The 17,476-nt window shown below is 51.4% G+C and carries 12 protein-coding genes; 4 read left to right on the top strand and 8 right to left on the bottom strand.

Annotation, left to right across the window (positions count from 1 at the left end):
- Position 1: 1 nt before the first annotated feature.
- The 4 genes from HCX89_RS04210 to HCX89_RS04225 form a co-directional block, all read right to left on the bottom strand.
- Entirely contained in the window at positions 2-868 is an 867-nt protein-coding gene (locus HCX89_RS04210) for a UDP-2,3-diacylglucosamine diphosphatase (RefSeq protein WP_052658119.1), read from the bottom strand.
- Between the two features lie 89 nt (positions 869-957).
- Positions 958-4,608: a two-component regulator propeller domain-containing protein gene (locus HCX89_RS04215; protein ID WP_044734923.1), complete on the bottom strand. Its 3,651-nt coding sequence runs from the start codon at positions 4,606-4,608 to the stop codon at positions 958-960.
- A 139-nt stretch (positions 4,609-4,747) separates the two neighbouring features.
- On the bottom strand, positions 4,748-6,106 hold the full coding sequence (locus HCX89_RS04220) for a YjiH family protein (protein ID WP_167715191.1): 1,359 nt from the start codon (positions 6,104-6,106) through the stop codon (positions 4,748-4,750).
- Positions 6,107-6,397: 291 nt separating this feature from the next.
- The gene (locus HCX89_RS04225; protein WP_167715193.1) at positions 6,398-7,942 is read right to left on the bottom strand and encodes a PAS domain-containing methyl-accepting chemotaxis protein; all 1,545 of its coding nucleotides are present in this window, start codon (positions 7,940-7,942) and stop codon (positions 6,398-6,400) included.
- Between the two features lie 516 nt (positions 7,943-8,458).
- On the opposite strand from HCX89_RS04225, the gene HCX89_RS04230 reads away from it, so the two are divergent.
- Complete coding sequence (locus HCX89_RS04230; RefSeq protein WP_045283546.1) at positions 8,459-9,166, top strand: hypothetical protein; 708 nt, start codon at positions 8,459-8,461, stop codon at positions 9,164-9,166.
- A gap of 44 nt (positions 9,167-9,210) precedes the next feature.
- Here the strand turns inward: HCX89_RS04230 and HCX89_RS04235 are convergent, their stop codons facing one another.
- Positions 9,211-10,071, bottom strand: coding sequence for a U32 family peptidase (locus HCX89_RS04235; protein WP_167715195.1), 861 nt, complete (start codon positions 10,069-10,071; stop codon positions 9,211-9,213).
- Between the two features lie 10 nt (positions 10,072-10,081).
- Positions 10,082-11,083 carry a peptidase U32 family protein gene (locus HCX89_RS04240; RefSeq protein ID WP_096140784.1) on the bottom strand — a complete coding sequence of 334 codons (1,002 nt, stop codon included), beginning with the start codon at positions 11,081-11,083 and terminating at the stop codon, positions 10,082-10,084.
- A 140-nt stretch (positions 11,084-11,223) separates the two neighbouring features.
- On the opposite strand from HCX89_RS04240, the gene HCX89_RS04245 reads away from it, so the two are divergent.
- Positions 11,224-11,742 (top strand): SCP2 domain-containing protein, encoded by a 519-nt coding sequence (locus HCX89_RS04245; RefSeq protein ID WP_025011922.1) that lies wholly within the window; start codon positions 11,224-11,226, stop codon positions 11,740-11,742.
- A 1,457-nt stretch (positions 11,743-13,199) separates the two neighbouring features.
- Here the strand turns inward: HCX89_RS04245 and HCX89_RS04250 are convergent.
- Complete coding sequence (locus HCX89_RS04250; RefSeq protein ID WP_028779821.1) at positions 13,200-13,691, bottom strand: glutathione peroxidase; 492 nt, start codon at positions 13,689-13,691, stop codon at positions 13,200-13,202.
- A gap of 118 nt (positions 13,692-13,809) precedes the next feature.
- Here HCX89_RS04250 and HCX89_RS04255 point away from each other — a divergent pair, with 118 nt between their 5' ends.
- Entirely contained in the window at positions 13,810-15,180 is a 1,371-nt protein-coding gene (locus HCX89_RS04255; RefSeq protein WP_028779822.1) for a magnesium transporter, read from the top strand.
- Between the two features lie 110 nt (positions 15,181-15,290).
- On the opposite strand, the gene HCX89_RS04260 is transcribed toward HCX89_RS04255, so the two are convergent.
- On the bottom strand, positions 15,291-16,274 hold the full coding sequence (locus tag HCX89_RS04260; RefSeq protein ID WP_071238246.1) for a DUF4382 domain-containing protein: 984 nt from the start codon (positions 16,272-16,274) through the stop codon (positions 15,291-15,293).
- A gap of 498 nt (positions 16,275-16,772) precedes the next feature.
- Here HCX89_RS04260 and HCX89_RS04265 point away from each other — a divergent pair, with 498 nt between their 5' ends.
- Positions 16,773-17,288 (top strand): GNAT family N-acetyltransferase, encoded by a 516-nt coding sequence (locus HCX89_RS04265; RefSeq protein ID WP_167715197.1) that lies wholly within the window; start codon positions 16,773-16,775, stop codon positions 17,286-17,288.
- Positions 17,289-17,476: the final 188 nt, after the last annotated feature.

The raw sequence follows: 17,476 nt of genomic DNA on the forward strand, positions 1-17,476 counted from the left end.
TTTAAGCAGCTTGTTGTTCTTGTCCCTGCCAGGCGAAGCGTTTCAGTACTTCGGTCCGGCCCAGTTGTTCATTCCAGCGCTCGAGTTGCAGCTCGCCCTCGAGGGTTTCAGTCAATAGAGTGCAGTTCTCTACCCAGTCACCATCATTGGCATAGATAAAGCCGCTCATTTCCGTGAGCTCCGGCTGGTGAATATGGCCACAGATGATGCCGTCCACCTTCTGCTTGCGGCCATAACGCACCACGGCTTCGCGAAAACTGTTGATGGCTTGCTGGGCCTTGCCGACTCTTTGCTTGATAAAGCCGGCCAAAGACCAATAGGGATAACCGAGACGGCGGCGAACCTTGTGCAATTGGCGGTTGAGAAACATCAATACATCGTAGAGGTGATCGCCGAGGCGGGCGGTGATACGGCCGATACAGACTTCGGAGTCAAATTGATCGCCATGCAGCATCAGCAGGGTTTTGCCGCTCAGGGTTTGATGTCTGTACTCTTTGCTGATAATGACATCGGCGAGTTGCAGCTGGTGGTAATCCTTAAACAGCTCGTCATGGTTGCCGGGCAGATACACCAGCTTGATGCCGCTCTGTGCCATTTGCAGCAGTTTTTGCAGCAGTTGGTTGTGACTCTCGGGCCAGAATACCCGGCGTTTGAGGGCCCAGATATCGACTATGTCCCCCACCAGATACAGCACCTTGGGCTGAACGCTGTTTAGGAAATGCAGCAGATATTCGGCCTTGCAGTCAATGCTGCCCAGGTGAATATCCGAGAGCCAGAGGGCGTTGAGCTTGATGACAGACTCGGCTGCGCGGCGGGAGGATGGGTGAAATGTCGATGGTTTTGCTACCAATGACTTGCTGTCTTTCATCGCGGCTCCTGGATAAAACCAGTGAAACGGGTTTGACTGTGAAAGACTCTAAGTCAGTTATTTGACCTTGAAGTGACGTCTTGATGACCTTATTGTGACGCCCCTGAACTTACCTCTATATCATTTGGCAGTATGATGCGGAACTCGCTGCCATGACCCGGTGCACTGATCAGACGGATCTCGCCGCCAAGTACTTGAGTCACCAGGTTATAGACTATGTTCATCCCCAGGCCACTGCCGCCTTTACCGCGTTTGGTGGTAAAAAAGGGAACAAAAATATTCTGCTGTACTTCGGTATTCATGCCGCAACCATCATCACGGTAGACAAGCTCTATGCCGTTATCTGTGCGGCTGACATTGAGCGACATCCGTCCCTCGCTTCCTTCTGGAAAGGCGTGTACCAGTGAATTGGTAAAGAGGTTACTGATAATTTGGTAAAAGACGCCCGGAGTGGAGTTGAGGGTGATGTCGGCCGGGCATTGATAGCTGTACTTGTGAGGCGAGCGGTGCAGCATGGGGTTGAGCGACAGGAAAATCTCATCCAGATAGTGCCCCAGGTTAAATTCCCGCAGTTCTTCATGGGATTGATCGACGGAGAGCTGTTTGAAGCTGCGGATCAGCTTGGCGGCGCGTTCCAGGTTGGTCAGCATCAGTCGGCTGCAGTCGGCCACTTCACTCTGGTACTGTTCGAAATCCTGCTGATCGACATCCTCGGCGTAAAAGCGCTTGTTGAAGGCTTTAACATTCTCCGCCAGATGCGAAGCCGCGGTGACACAGATGCCTATGGGAGTGTTGACTTCATGGGTGATGCTGGCAACCAGACCACCAAGTGTGGCCATTTTCTCCTTATCCAGCAGTTCAGACTGCGCCAGTCGTAACTCTTCCAGGGTGTGGTTCAGTTCATCATTGCTCTGTTGCAGCGCTTCAGTGCGCTGTTTAACCCTCTGCTCCAACTCCTGATTGAAGCGACGCAGTGCCGATTCGGTTTCTTTCAGTTTCTGAATATCCTTGATGGTTCCTGTAATCCTTAAAGGGCGCCCCTCTTGATCCCTGGTCATGACCCGGCCACGGTTGAGTACCCAAAGCCAGCTGTCGTCCTGGGTCTTGCCGCGATAGCTGAGTTCAAATTCTTGCCGGCCTTTATGAAGGCAGGCATCAATCTCGGGCCAGATGAGCGGCAAGTCTTCGGGATGGACACAGCGCTCCAGCGTATCTTTCAGGTGGGTTTCGGGCTCGGGATACCAGAGAAATGCGTTATTGCGATTGGCCTCCTGTGCCTGCAAATCCCAATCCCAAAACTCATCGCCACTGCCGATAAGTGCCAGTTGCAGCTTTTGCTCGCTGCTCGCCACCTGTTGCAGCAGTTTTCGTTGCTCAATAAACTTCTGCCACCTGTTATAGGCAAAGCCAAATATCAGGCTCAGCAACAATAAGCTGTAAATAGTATAAGCCCAGGGGCTTTGCCAGGGCCTGGGGGTTATGCTCAGCAGCAGGCTCTGCGCCGGGCTGGTATTGCCGTCAATATCCACAGCTCTGACCATAAAGCGATAGTCACCGGGTTTGAGCGCCGGGAAGAAGGCGGTTCTGGCCCCCCGTGTATTGAGCCACTCCTGCTGCATGCCTTCGAGTTTGTATTGATACTCAAGATGCCTGGCGTGATGCAGGTTCGGGCTGTGGAATTTGAGACTCAGCGGCAAGGCATCAACCCCCAGAACCAGTTTCTGTCGGCTCCAGGGTTTTGGTGCGTGCTCTTGTGTTTGCCCCAGGGCCTGCAGTTCATCTATGATCGGCTGCGCCGGAGGTTTCCTCGCGGGTAAAGCGGGGGGCTGGATATGGTTGAGACCTTTTACACCGCCGAGAAACAAGCTACCGTCCCGATCGAGAAACCCGGCGCCAAAGTTGAACTCGTTGGCTTGCAAGCCATCTTCATAAGCAAAATTCCGGCTTGTGCCTGTTGCGGGATCCAGCCATGACAGGCCGCTGGCGCTGCCAATCCAGAGTTTGTTGTCGGCATCATGTTGCATCAGGTAGGCGACATCGCCTATCAGGCCGTGTTGGCGATCAAACATTTGATACTGCCCGCTATCCGGGGTGAATGAGAATACGCCGTCACTGGATGCTATCCATAACTGTCCATCCGGATGTTGGTAGATGGAAAACAGATGCTTGCTGGGTAGAGGGACTTCAGTATCCGTGGACCAATGAGATACACTGCCATCCGGCTTGAGCCTGAATAGGCCTTCACCGTAACTGGTGATCCAGATATTGCCGCCGTTATCCTCCAGTATCGAAGTGGTTTCTGTTTTGGGCAGCGGCGTGGCATCCGGCGCGGCAAAGCCTTTTTCGATACCAAGATAACGGCTGACTCCGGCTTCTTTGGTTGCTATCCAGGCAATGCCACTTTGATCAAAGGTTAAACTGTAGAGGGTGTTGGCCGGCAGTGAGCCCGGTTCATTGGCCTGATGGCGATAGTGCAGATAGCTGTCGCGCTCGGCATTGAAGATCAGTAAGCCTTCGCCCCGAGTGCCAATCCACAGCCGGCCCTGACTGTCTTCTTTGATAAAACCGATAAAGGCCTTATCCAGCAGTTGGCTTGCTAGCGGCGAGGGTTTGAAGCCTTGAATTTTGCCTGAGTCAGACTCCAGTGCCTGATAAAGGCCGCTGGCGGTGCCGACCCAGAGTTGCCCCAGATGATCGCGAAAAATCGCTCTGACATCGCCATTACCCAGGTTGTGGTTCTCGAAACTGTTGGGGAGCAGTTTTCCCATGGCTTCCTGATTGAGATCCAGCTTACCGAGACCGGCTCCCTTGGTCGCTATCCAAAGTTGGTTGCTGTCATCCAGATGCAGCGTCTGGATGGTCTTGCCATCGCTGTTTTGTTGCCAAAGAAGCTCCCGGGTTTGAGGTGTAAACCGCACTAGACCGAGTTTATCCACCGCCAACCAGAGACGTTGCTGTGGATCCAAAACCATATGCCGAATGCCGGCATCGCCAAGTTGGTTGATGGAGTAAGGCACGGCCTCGGTTCCCAAAGACCAGTACCAGAGCGTTCCTTTGCTTGCGAGCCATAAACTGCCGTCTTTGGCCTGTATCAGAGACTCTACCTGAGCAGACTGCGGCAATATTGTCATCTGTTGCCAGGACTTGCTGTCATCCAGCTGCCAGAGCGAGTCTCCTGCAAGATACAAGTCGCCGGAAGGCGTTGCATAAAACCTCAGTTGTGAAACGGTATTTGTCTGAAGCTGCTGGCTATCCAGGCGTTGGCGGCGTTTTGGGTCGTAGCGCCAAACCTTGGCATCATCCATCAGCAGCCAGAGCATGCCTTGCTTGTCTTCTGCCAGCTCGCGGATCCCGGTCAGCGGCAGATCGGCTTCGGCACCCAATATTTCAAAGCGGCCACTGTCCGGATGATAAAGATTCAGGCCATCGCTCAAGGTCAGCAGCCACAACTCCTTCTGGCTTGAAAACAACAGCCTTTCAATGTGATTGCCACTAGGGCCGTGGGGAGCGTCCTGCTTACTGTAGATTCTGAAATGTTCGCCATCGAAGCGGTTGAGTCCGGCTTGTGTGGCTATCCACAGGTGACCACGATCGTCTGTGGCGAGGTCATTGACAGTGTTCATCGACAAGCCGTCTTCGGCCTGAAATTGCTCAAGGACGGGGCGATAGCCCAATGACGGCGTCAGGCTATCGAGGCACCAAAGTGCCGTAAAAAGGAGCAGCAACGCAAAGATTTTCACCGAAAAGCCTCAAAAACGAACTTTTTTCAGTGTAGATGCTGGTGGCCGAAATGCGAATTTTGTGAGCACATTCTAGTGCTTAGAAATAAAAAACGGCCGCATGTAGCGGCCGTTGTGGGGAAGTCCGGCTAAATTGCCCTTAGAACAGTAGATGTGCCATCCCGGCAATCACAGGCAGAGTAACCAGGGTTCGCAGCAGGAAGATGGCAAACAACTCCCAAATTTTCACCGGTATCTTGCTGCCGATAAGCAAGGCACCTACTTCACTCATGTAGATCAATTGGGTGACAGACAGCGCCGCAATCACAAAGCGTGTCATGTCGGATTCTATGCTGGTGGCCAGAATCGAGGGGATAAACATATCGGCAAACCCGACGACTATAGTCTTGGAGGCTTGGGTAGCTTCGGGGATCTGCATCAGTTCCAACAATGGAATAAAAGGCTTACCAAGATAGTTAAATACCGGGGTGTATTCGGCGATGACCAGAGCTATGGTACCTAATGCCATTACGACGGGGAGCACACCGAAGATCATATCGATGACATTTTTCACCCCTTCGGAGAGCACCTTGAATACGCCACCTGTGTGGGACGCCTTGGTGAGCGCCAGATCCAACCCCCAGGACAGAGAGTTATGACCTTCTGGCAGCGACTCATCATCTTTCCGTCTGGGGCTGCCATCAACATAAACATCCTTCTTGCGCGACAGCGGCGGCAACTTGGGCACTATTATGGCGGCAACAATACCGGCCAGACAGACTGTCAGGTAGAAGGGTACAAACATTGCCTGCAGTTTCACTTGGGTGAGTACCACAAGGGTAAAAGTGATGGAGACTGCCGAGAAGGTGGTGCCGATAACCGCCGCTTCACGCTGGGTATAAAAGCGGTTCTCATACTGTTTACTGGTCAGCAAAATACCAACGCTACCATCCCCGAGCCAGGAGGCCATACAATCGATGGCGCTGCGTCCCGGTAGGTTGAACACCGGCCGCATCAACTTGGTCAGTAAGGTTCCGAAGAGTTCCAGCAGGCCAAAGTTGAGCAACAAAGGCAGGAACATACCGGCAAAAAAGAATACACAGAACAGCAGTGGCAACAGTTTACTCATCACCAAGGCGCCGGTGGAATCGGCTATGAGCATCTCAGGGCCAACCTGGAAGAAGGTCAGACAGATAAATATGGCGCCCAAAACCCTGACCAAGAGCCAGGCAGGGCTGATATTCAACAGGGAATTGAGAAACTTGCTGCGGCGGATAAAACCGGGGCGCAGGAGTTTCACCAATACACTGGCCGTGGCGGTAAATACCACTATGGCGCAAATTATGCTGGTCAAATAATCATTGAGCAAATTCTTGAGTTCATCGGCCAACACCGCCACAGGAATGGTCAGTTCGTTGTTATAGCTGATAGGCGTCATAAAGAGTAAGACGCCGAGCAGAGATGGCACCAGGAAAGTGAGTATGGTTGTTATGTTGCGGGGTTGTTTTTCGTCTGCCACGGTTATTACACCCTGAATCTACACTAATTGGATGAGTAACAAAGCTACTCGCCAGGGGCAATATTGGCTCTGAATGCATTTTCATTCAACCGGCCCCCGAATTTAAGGGGGCAAGATTACCCCCTTAGCGCGGCTATGTAAATTCATTCGCTGTCAGTTCTGTCTCTTTGATCACAACAGCATAGTTATTTCCTGTCCTTGCTTAATTATTATTTAAGCAGTTTCTTATGAAAAATCCTTCAAAAAGAAATGGTTAAATATTTGTTATTCAGGCTGAACCTGGGCTTTGTCTCAGCCGAAAGTCTGTCTCAGGTTCAGCGACCTGTCGGCACTGGCCTTTAACTGCAATACGGCTTGCTCAACCTGACACAGGGCGCTGACATTGTCATTGGTGGCGCCGTGAATCGTCTGTATGCCGCCTGCTATCTCTTGCACTACTTGCCCTTGCTGGGTTGCCGCCACGGCGTTTTGTCTGGCGAGATCGTGTATTTCAGCCATCCCCTGATTAACTGTGTTGATGGACTCCACAGCCGACAATGCTTCGGTGGCGCACTCCTGTGCCTGTTGTCTACTGGCTTCCATCTCATTGGCCCACTGGGTCAGCATGCTGAACATGGCCTCTATGCTGGCAGATATACTCTTGGTGGACTGCTGGGTGCGGCCGGATAAGGCTCTGACCTCATCGGCGACCACCGCAAAGCCGCGTCCCTGTTCGCCGGCTCTGGCTGCTTCTATGGCTGCATTGAGAGCCAGCAGGTTGGTTTGGTCGGCAATGGCGTCGATTTCCGACATGGCGTTGGCAACTTGCTGTGCTTCATCGTTCAGGCGTTTGGCATTGGAAGCCGCCCTGGCAACATCATCGGCCAGGTGGAGAATATGTTCACTGTTCTGATGCATCACATCCCGGCTTTGACGACAGAGGCCATAAGCCTCATCTATACGGCCTGAGGTTGCCTGGGTGTTGTCAGCCACCTCACTGATAGTGGCATGCAGCTCTTCGATGGCACTGGCTATCTGCTGCATCTGTTGTTGTTCCAGAACCATGCCGACTCTGGCCTGCTCTGTGGCCACCACCAACTGAGCGGCAATATCATTGGTTTTAAGCGCTTGATCCTGAGTCCGGCCCAAAACGCCCTGAAGCATGGCGGTCTTACGCTGCAACTGAAATTCGAGCACGGATGACGTATCGTGCCCGGCATAGATGAAGCGACTGACAGAATCGTACTCTTGCTTGAGTGCCATCAATCGTGCCGGAATACGAAAGGCTTCGTCATAGAAGATAGCCAGATTGAGCGCCATCAACATGGCTCCGGCCAACACCACGCCCCAGCCCCAGATATAGCCGCTAAGCAGTAAGCCAGAGCTGGCCACCAGTGCCGAAAGCAAGCGTTTTTGCGTCAGCGTCAGCGGATCTTTGACTCTTTTGCCCTGATTCAGGCGACTGTATACCTTGATGGCCCGTTTGATGGTGCCTTGACTGGGTTTAACCCTGACAGATTGATAACCAATGATTTTTCCCTGTTCAAAGATGGGGGACACGAAAGCATCGACCCAGTAAAAACCACCGTCCTTACAACGGTTTTTGACCAATCCCCGCCAGGAACTGCCGGCCTTGAGGCATTGCCACATTTCGGCAAAGGCCGCCTTGGGCATGTCGGGATGGCGAACCATGTTGTGGCTGTGGCCCAACAGCTCGGCTTCAGAAAAACCCGATATCTCAGCAAAGGCCGGGTTGACGTAAGTGATAACGCCGCGAAGATCTGTGGTGGAAATGAGTTCGTCGGTGGATTGCAGACAGACTTCCCTGTCTGTGGTAGTGGAATTCCTTCTGGACATCTTTAATTCCGGCTCAGAGTTAGTGGCCCGATATTGATTCAGGCCTTATTATCGTTTTAAGTGTGATAAGCATAACATTTTTGTGGTTATTTGAGTGAGCGCTTTTTGCAACTTTTTTAGAGGTAAAGCGTTTGCAGGTTATTGATATGTATACTAATTGAAAACTTCGATGGCCAGTGTTTTAGTCGGGATAAAACTCTGCAAACAAGCAATCCAACGGCTGGACACAGTGAAATCTGCTAGCGCTGTATTTTTGCTCTTGGGCGGAACTGCAGTTTCCAGACCCGGCATGATCTTGCTAACCAAGGTTACTGTCATCTCCTGCGGGAGGATATGCCAAAACAGCAAAGAATGGCCGAGGCATCAAAGTGCAATAATTCGACCGGAAGCGAATTTTGTTGTTTAAACTCGGGTAAATAAGCGATCGGTAACGCAAAAAGACCTTGCCCGGGCTTTAAAAAAAATCTGGAGCATGTAAGTTAGACAGCAGAAAATGAATCCGGGGCATACACTGGCATGTTAAGAAGACAGAGACTGGCAAGAATGGCGTTGAGCTTTGGTTTGCTGGGACTCTTTGGACTGCTGCTTGGCCTGGGTTTGGTTATCTGGGGCTATCAGAGCGGCGATGGGCGGGAGTTCAGCCTGCTCAATCACAGCCTGAGTGAGCTGGGCAGTTATGGCCATTCTAAGTTGGCGGTACTGCTCAATGGTGGTTTGTTCTTCGGCAGTTTGAGCCTGGTGCTCTGTTGGTTATTCACCCTGCAGTTGTCTCGCTTATTGAGCGGCCATCTCCTGTATCTCAGCCTGACCCTGACTTGTATGGCCCTGGCCGGTGTTGGCCTGTTTCCCGTCAATGTCTATCACCTTCATATCCTGATGCTGAAGTGGTTTTTTATCTTTGGCTGTATCAGTGTTGGCTGCTACCTGGTTTATCTGCTGCAGCGCCCCTTTGGTGCCGCCACTCTGTGGACTCTGATCCCGGCGCTTATCAGCGGCGTCAGTCTGGGCGCGTTTCTGTTTCTACCGCATCTTGAACTTGGTATTACCGAGGGGGATAACCCCTTTTACCATGAGTTGGTGCTGCAATTACCTCGGCCTGACTTTTGGTGGCCGGCAGTCCTCGAATGGCTGGGGCTCGGCAGCTTTATGCTCTGGGTCCTGTGTTTGTTGCTGTGCACAAAAAAGGCCCCCGATGAACAGGAGCCTGTTGAAAGTCCTTATTAAAGGCCGGAAAAGCCCACAGCACGGGCTTGCTTAAGACCTTGACGCTAACGTCTATAGACCATGCCAGGTGCGCCGTGCCAGTATCCATTACAGGCTTCTTTGCCTGTTTCAGCATCGACTTCACTCCCTGCATTTTGCAGTAAAGACTCCGCCAAAGCGATGGAGTCATGGCCATCCGGTGACACCCTGAACCAGTCAACACCCATACGTTTCATTTCTGGTATTTCCCGTCTGAGATCGCAGCGGGCTGCCGACTGAGTCTGTATGCCGTTGAGTCGCAATAGTGGTTGTTGCTCCTGGGTCTGGGCGACCAGGCCTTTTGGATGCTTGATGCATACCGTCTGACAGTCATCCTTTGCCAACCCTTGATGACGGGCGGTGAAGCAACGGGCCGAGTGCGCCAATGGCAAATAACCATGACCCAGTACTTCAATTTCAAAGTTTGGCGTCGGGGCGGTGACTTTTTGCAGCCACATTTTTGACAGCTCAATGGGCATCACAAAGCGCTGCATGCCCCATTGATGCAGCTTTTCCAGGCTGGCTCTGTTGTAGTTATTGATACTGGCACCACAGACAAAAGGCAGTTCCTGCTCCCGCGCCATACCAACGGCTGCCATATCATTGGCCTCAACTATGAACTCGCCATTATCGAGTTGCTTTTTAAGCTCTTTAAGCTCGGATTGTGCCTCTATCAAGGCCAGAGTCGACAATACAACCTGTTTGCCGGCGTCCTTGAGCTCAAGGGCCAGGGCCAGATAATCGGCAAACTTCATCTGCCTGCGGCGGCTGCAAACGGCTTCACCCAGATAAACCAGTGGAATAGTGCTGTCTGCAACTTCACGGTAGAAGGCCTGCACTTGTGCTTTGGGCCAGCAATAGAGCAGCGGGCCAAGAGAAATATTCATAGAAAACTTCCTATTGCCAGCTGCGCTCGTAGGCACCCAGCGTGGTGGTTTGCCCCTCGGATACTTTGGCCAGCGCGGCATGCCATTCGGGTTTGGATTGGAACCGCTCCGGCGCATTCTGATAGGTGTCCAGCGCCTGACGCCAAACCCGGGTAACCTGTTCCACATAGGCGGGGCTGCGTTGGCGACCTTCAATTTTAAGTGACACTATGCCGGCCTGGGCCAGTTCCGGCAGCAAGTCCAGGGTATTGAGGCTGGTGGGGGACTCCAGCAAAAAGCCCGGCTGGCTGTCTTCTTCGGTCAGATAACGTCCCTTGCACACAACCGGGTAGCCCATCTGCTCGTTCAACCCCGAGCTGTCAATCAAGACTTCGTTGAGGCGGGTCTGGCGACAGCCCTGATTTTCCTGCCAGCGCACATGTTTTGCCGGTGAGCAGGAGCCACCTGAATTGGGCGATTCCCCAGTTACATAGGAAGACAACTGACAGCGCCCTTCGGCCATGATACATAGACTGCCGAAGGCAAACACTTCCAGATCAACCGGACTGGCCTTGGCAAGATCTTTGACCTGCTTGATGGATAGCACTCTGGGGAGTACGGCGCGCTCAATGTTGAACTCACGCTTATAGAGTGCCAGGGCACCGAGATTGGTGGCGCTGGCCTGTACCGAAAGATGCAGCGGCAGGTGAGGGTAGTGGCCATGGGCATAATCCAGTAGCGACAGATCGGCCATGATCAGCCCATCTATATCCGTGTTGGCGGCCAGATCGACGGCCTGGTACCAACGTTTCTCTTCACCCGGTTGCGGAAAGGTATTAATAGTCAGATACAGCTTGCGCCCTTGAGACTTTACCTCTTTGGCTGCCTGTTGCAGTTTGGTCGGTGTGAAGTTCAGTCCGGCAAATGAGCGGGCATTGGTGTCGTCTTTCAGCCCCAGATAGAGGGCATCGGCGCCGGCGTTGAGAGCAGCCTTGAGTGATGCCAAGTTCCCGGCCGGACACAGGAGTTCCATGTTAACTTTCTCCCTAATTACAAACAAAGCCGCAGTTTATCGACCTTTGGATCTCACAGAATTGATATAAAACAGGTTTATGATCATAAAACTTGGTTAGACTGCCGGAGTTTTGGCATTTTAATCAGGAGTAATTCAAGATGCGCACGGCTTTAGCCGCCAAGGCGGCGCGCGATATTCTCACTCTGGCTCCCAAGTTGGTTGGAAAACCGCTGACCTTGGTTCCCTTCGCCATCAAGGCGAACGTACTGCAGCAGCTATTGGCGGTATTGCTCAGCGAACAGGTTAAGGATGGTGAATTGGACTTTCTTGAAGGGCAATGGGTGGGCGTTCGGGTCGAGGACATGGAGTTGGCATTTGAAGTCAGTTTCGAACAAGGTTTCAAGGTGCGGCCTTTTACGGCTCCGGAAGTCACCTTCAGCGCCAATAGCGCCGAACTCTTGCTGGTCGCCGCTGCCAAAGAGGATCCTGACACCCTGTTTTTCCAGCGCCGACTCAGTATTGAGGGCGATACCGAATTGGGCCTCGAGGTCAAAAACTTGCTGCTTGGCATAGATGTTCAAAGTATGCCAAAGGGGTTGAAGCTGATGTTGGATAAGCTGGCCAATATGCTGACCACGCTCCTGCAAAGTTCACAAACCGCACCTCAATGGGCCTGACAAACAGTAAAATCCTGGCATAAAAAAAGCGACCCATTTGGGTCGCTGTCAGAGTTCAATCTAAACTCTGGATGGTGCGCTAGAAACCATCTTGAAGGGAGGATAATGATGAAACACTCGGTTCACTAATTCTGACTGCCGATTTTTCCGCGAGTTCCCGCACCAAGCAAAATAATTCAGTTTTATTTGCTTCACTCCTATCTGTAGATCCCCAAAAAGTCTGTCACATTATGCTCTTACAGTGATTTTGACTCAGTCTTTTCATTTTCTTGAATGGCAATATTGGCATTAACTATTTATCTATCCGAATGAGTCGAGCTGTAGGATAAAAAAATGGCAACCCAAGGGGCTGCCATACAAATTCGTACAAAACTGGGTCGTACAAAACTAAGTCATGCAAAGAATGAAAACCCGCTGCGCTAGCGTCGGGCCCCCATCCAAGGGAGGTGATGATGAAACACTTGAAAAAGGTTCAGTTATTCAGAGTCGGCTTTGACGAAAAAGTTTCCCTGGAAGAGAAATTTTTTTGCTGACCTTGGTTTGCAATGAAAAACCGGGGATAAAAAAATGGCAACCCAAGGGGCTGCCATACAAGGTCGTACAAAACTGATTCGTACAAAACTAAGTCGTGCAAAGAATGAAAACCCGCTGCGCTAGCGTCGGGCCCCCATCCAAGGGAGGTGATGATGAAACACTTGAAAAAGGTTCAGTTATTCAGAGTCGGCTTTGACGAAAAAGTTTCCCTGGAAGAGAAATTTTTTTGCTGGCCTTGGTATGCAATGAAAGACCGGGGATAAAAAAATGGCAACCCAAGGGGCTGCCATACAAATTCGTACAAAACTAGGTCGTACAAAACTGATTCGTACAAAAAGTCATGCAAAGAATGAAAACCCGCTGCGCTAGCGTCGGGCTCCCATCCAAGGGAGGTGATGATGAAACACTTGAAAAAGGTTCAGTTATTCAGAGTCGGCTTTGACGAAAAAGTTTCCCTGGTGGATAAATTTTTTATCTGCGACATGCCAAGCATGATTAAAGGCAGAGGGTTAAGTCCCCAAACAGCATGAAAATAGAGAATAAAAATGGCAGTCCAAAGGACTGCCTAAAAAATGCAGGGGACAAAGATCTTGTGCGCTAGCTCCAGTATCTCAGTCCAAAGGGAGATGATGATGAAACCGTTAAAATCGCTTCACTTATTCAGAGCCATTCGGAGAGAAAAAGTTCAGCCATAAAGAGATTTTTCTTGGGGAGCCGGCAGGCATAAAAAAAGGCAGCCATTAAGGACTGCCTTATGATCTATCGAAGATCAATGGGGCTGCGCTAGAAGCCCCTTAGGGAGAATGATGAACATGAAAAAGTAAATTCACTGCTCACTATGTTGGAGTCTTTAGTGATGTTTTGGTTCCCCCTGAATGGCGAAAAATAATCATGTTTTTTTAATTGGTTTATTTTTCAATTGATTATTTATCCTGTAACAGCTGGAGAATCTGTTCACGCAGAGCCTCGGGTTTGGTTGTGGGAGCATAGCGCTTGATGACTTTGCCATGGCGATCGACCAGAAACTTGGTGAAATTCCATTTAATCCCTTCCGAACCCAACACGCCAGGGGCCTGTTGCTTGAGCAGTTTAAACAAGGGATGAGCATTGGGGCCATTGACTTCCAGCTTGGCAAACAGTGGGAAGCTGACACCAAAATTCAATTCGCAGAAGGACTGGATCTCCTGCTCATTGCCCTTTTCCTGAGCACCAAACTGGTTACAGGGAAAGCCGAGTACAACCAGGCCTTGGTCTTTGAATTCCTGATACAGGCTTTCCAATCCGGCATACTGAGGAGTAAAGCCACAGGCACTGGCGGTATTGACCAGTAACATGACCCGGCCTTGAAATTCGCTGAGATCCGTTTGTTGTCCTTGGATATTCTCCAGTGGGATAGCGTATATTGAGTTAGACATAGTGGCTCCTTGGTTGAGTCTTTACTATATATCACAAGTTTCATTGTCAGCAATTTATTTGTGTGCAATTTAAATTGTTGGTCCAAGCGCATACCAAGAAAAAAGAGAGGAGAGTTGAGTGACACAAACAGCAGCCGAGCCGGAGCTTCAACCTCAAGCAGAAGTGGGGCAGGTGGTACAGCAGTTAACGCTATTGGAGGGCGAGGCTCAGGCCGAGGTCTTTGGTGAGATCCTTGAAGAGGCCGAACCTGGCACTATAGCCTTATTGCTGGAGTCCTTGCCGCTGGATGAACGCTATGAGCGCTGGAATCAGATAGCCTTTGCCGAGCGCTCGGCTGTGCTCAGCTTGATGAGAGCCGAACCCAGGATGAGCCTTCTTAGGCAGATGTCTGTGGAAGAGGTGGATCTGTTGCTGGCGCAGCTGTCAGCTGAAGAGATGATCGAGTGGAGCGATTATCTGCCCGACAGCTTTATCGACCGCGCTTTGGCGCAAATGGGTGAGCGGCAACGCAAGCGCTACGAGCTTTATGATCAATACTCGGAAAATGAAATAGGCCGTTACACAGAACATCAGGCCTTGGTGCTCAGTAACAAAAGCCGGGTGGAACAGGCGCAGCGTTTTTTCCGCCGCATTGACTTGGATTGCTGCGAAAATCTCTATCTGGTGGATGAGGATAATCATTACCAGGGGACAGTCAGTCGCTATGAGATTTTTCGCCAGGATCCACAAACCCAGCTTATTTCGCTTATTGAACCGGACAGCCGGGTATTGTCGGCCGATTCATCCTTGATAGAGGCGGCCGAAGCGATAGAGCATAGCTCAGACATTGAACTGCCGGTGGTCGATGAAGAAGGCACCTTAATCGGCCGCTTGACGCTGCGAACGGCAACCGCCTTGGTGCGAGAACACTATGAAGCGCGTTTGATGGCTTCGGCCGGTATGGATGAATCCGATGACCTGTTTGCGCCTATCGTCAAGGGCGCGCGTCGCCGTGCCATTTGGCTGGGGATCAATCTGCTGACGGCATTTTTGGCCTCTGCCACCATAGGTTTGTTCGAGGATGTATTGGCAAAAGTAGTGGCGCTGGCGGTATTGATGCCGATAGTGGCTTCTATGGGGGGTATTGCCGGATCGCAATCATTGACCCTGATGATCCGCGGCATGGCGATGGGACAGATTTCCATAGGCAACCTGTTTTCCTTGATGAAGAACGAACTCGGGATAGGGGCACTCAACGGCATTCTCTGGGCCATACTCATAGGTTTGGTGGCCGGGCTCTGGTTTGACGATAACCTGATTGGTATGACGATAGCCGTGGCAATTTTGGTCAATATGCTGGTTGCGGCCTTGGCCGGGGTGGCAGTACCCATGATATTACAGAAATTCAATCAGGATGCTGCGCTTTCCGGCTCGGTGATCCTGACCACGGTCACGGATGTTGTCGGCTTCTTTACCTTCCTTGGATTGGCAACCTTACTGTATCTATAGTCGTTAGCTTTTTTATGGCGCAGCATTGACCACTTCTGCAAAGTGGGCTCAATAGAAGACAGTCAAAAGAAAAGGGAGCACAGGCTCCCTTTCACAAAAGGCTTTGAAAGCTACTGGGCGACAATTGCGTTGAAATCTTGCACAGTGTCGGTTTGGTTGCTCAGGGTGACCTGATGCAACTGAGGGGCAGGGTTGGGAATGATAAGACCATCATATTGCTCTGGATCGTCATTTTCCGCGCTGCAGCTGAAGGCTACTGTATAATCCCCGGCGGGAATAAAGCCAAAGGCGTATTTGCCGAAGTTACCCACTTCATACTCTACTTCGACCGAGTTGTAAGGCACTACGGCACCTTCTGGTACGGCATTCTGATTGACATCCGGATCCAGGTTGTCGGTCAGCAGTGCAGGGTCCAGATCGTGGCCGGGATAGAGGTAGACAAAGTTACCGCTATCGGCAGCACATTCACCGGCGTTGAACAGGTTGATATCCACTTGGCCGGACAATGAAGCCACAGTCGCGTTGTCGACTATAGTCACGCCATGAGGCTTGAGGTTGTAACGCTGGCCATTTTGGTTCTCCACCAGACTACGGCGCAGGTCAAACTCTATGGTAAAACGCTGAACGCCGGCGCTGCCAACCTCAAAGCTGCCCAAACGCAGTTTATTACTGGGTTGTTTGAGTGGCACTTGACCGGTTTCGTCGATCACATAGCTGAGATCTGAACCGACCGATTCATCCAATACATGCAGGATGAGTTCTGAATAAGTGCCTACTTCCAACTCGGCATCGCTGAGGATGAGGGCGCTGTCGCTGCCTTGATATTCCAGCAGATCCAGTTGGCGGTAGTCCTCGCCATTGGCGCCGGAGACCTCGAGGATGATGTTATCCTGTCCTGCCCTTACCAGCTCAATTTTGTCAAATGCCACTACCACTTTTTCGGCGCTGTCGACCGGGGCATCAGACACGGCAAAGCTGACTTTGGCGGTATCAGGCGTAGGTGTCGGCGGGGTGTCATTGTCACTACCACCACAGGCCGCCAGTAATAGGCCTGAGCCGCAAAGCAGTGCAATAGTCGAGATACGATTTTTCATCTTGGTTCCTCTTGTTGTTCCCGGAGCGTGACAGCTACCCGATTACCGGGGGTTACTCAGAGAATTATGTTTGTTGTCTGCCACAAACTCCCTCAATGGGGCTAACATAAGGAAGGTGCGAACAGGTTCCATGTGTGCTCTGCGTCGGCTTACAGGCCAGGATGCAAGGCGTGGTTCGCAGTAAATGGCTCAGTCCTTTGCAAGAAGCACAACACAGCAGACTGGCCTGTAAGCCACGCCCTTCGGGGCTTTCACAGCAACCGGCTCTCTGCGTTATCCGACTTCGACAGGCCCCGGCATGCCTTCAGTCAGATGCCTTGAACGCCAATTGCTGTGTAAGCCAGAGTGCCACGAGGACTTATTCGCACCTTCCCGAACCAATTGCGGCTTTTACCTGTAGCCATACGTTAATCTGGTTAAGCCGAGGTTAAGTTTTATGGGGGATGTCCCCTTCAATAGCTCACATATCCGCCAAGTATAGTCACCAAAGGAGTATCTATGCCTAATCCTGCCCAGGAAATCACGGTTTCCCTGGCTCAAAGCCCTGACCTGATTGCTGCCGCTTGCGCTTTGGTGGACAGCCGCGATGATAATGCTCACCCCTTGGATCATCAGGCCTTTATGGCCTCTCGTGCCGTGATAGTGGCGCAAAACGGGACCGGGGAGCTGGTGGGCTGTGCTGTGATTAAGGCCGGGCGAGGAGATATCGCCGAGCTTGGGTATTTAATGGTGCATCCTGAGTACAGACGGCGGGGGATTGCGGCGGCCTTGACGCGAAAGCGGATCCAAATCGCCCGGGAAATGGGGATTCGGCTATTGTTTGCTACAGTTAGAGAAGAGAATCGTGCCAGTCGTGACAACTTGCTCAAGTCCGGGATGCAGTTTTGGGGTAATTATCTGAGTATCAGGGGCACAGGCAATACCGTGGGTTGGTACTTTTTAGTGTTGGATGACCAAGTGGATGTCGCTGCAGAAATGCTCAAGTTGGTAGGGGATAGGGTCAGAATCGACTGAATTTACACTTTTTTGTCATCAGCTCGTGGCAAACTTGCGTTTCCTGACAGAATTTTGTCACGAATGCCGTGAGCCAGATTGCAAAATGCCATTAGCCGAAATAGAGTTAAATCACCAACAATAAAAATAGATTCAGTGCCTTGGGCGTTTGTGTACTCAGGGATAAGGATACGGCCATGGTCTTGGAC

Source organism: Shewanella sp. Iso12 (assembly GCF_012030025.1).
GTDB classification, from domain to species: domain Bacteria; phylum Pseudomonadota; class Gammaproteobacteria; order Enterobacterales; family Shewanellaceae; genus Shewanella; species Shewanella algae.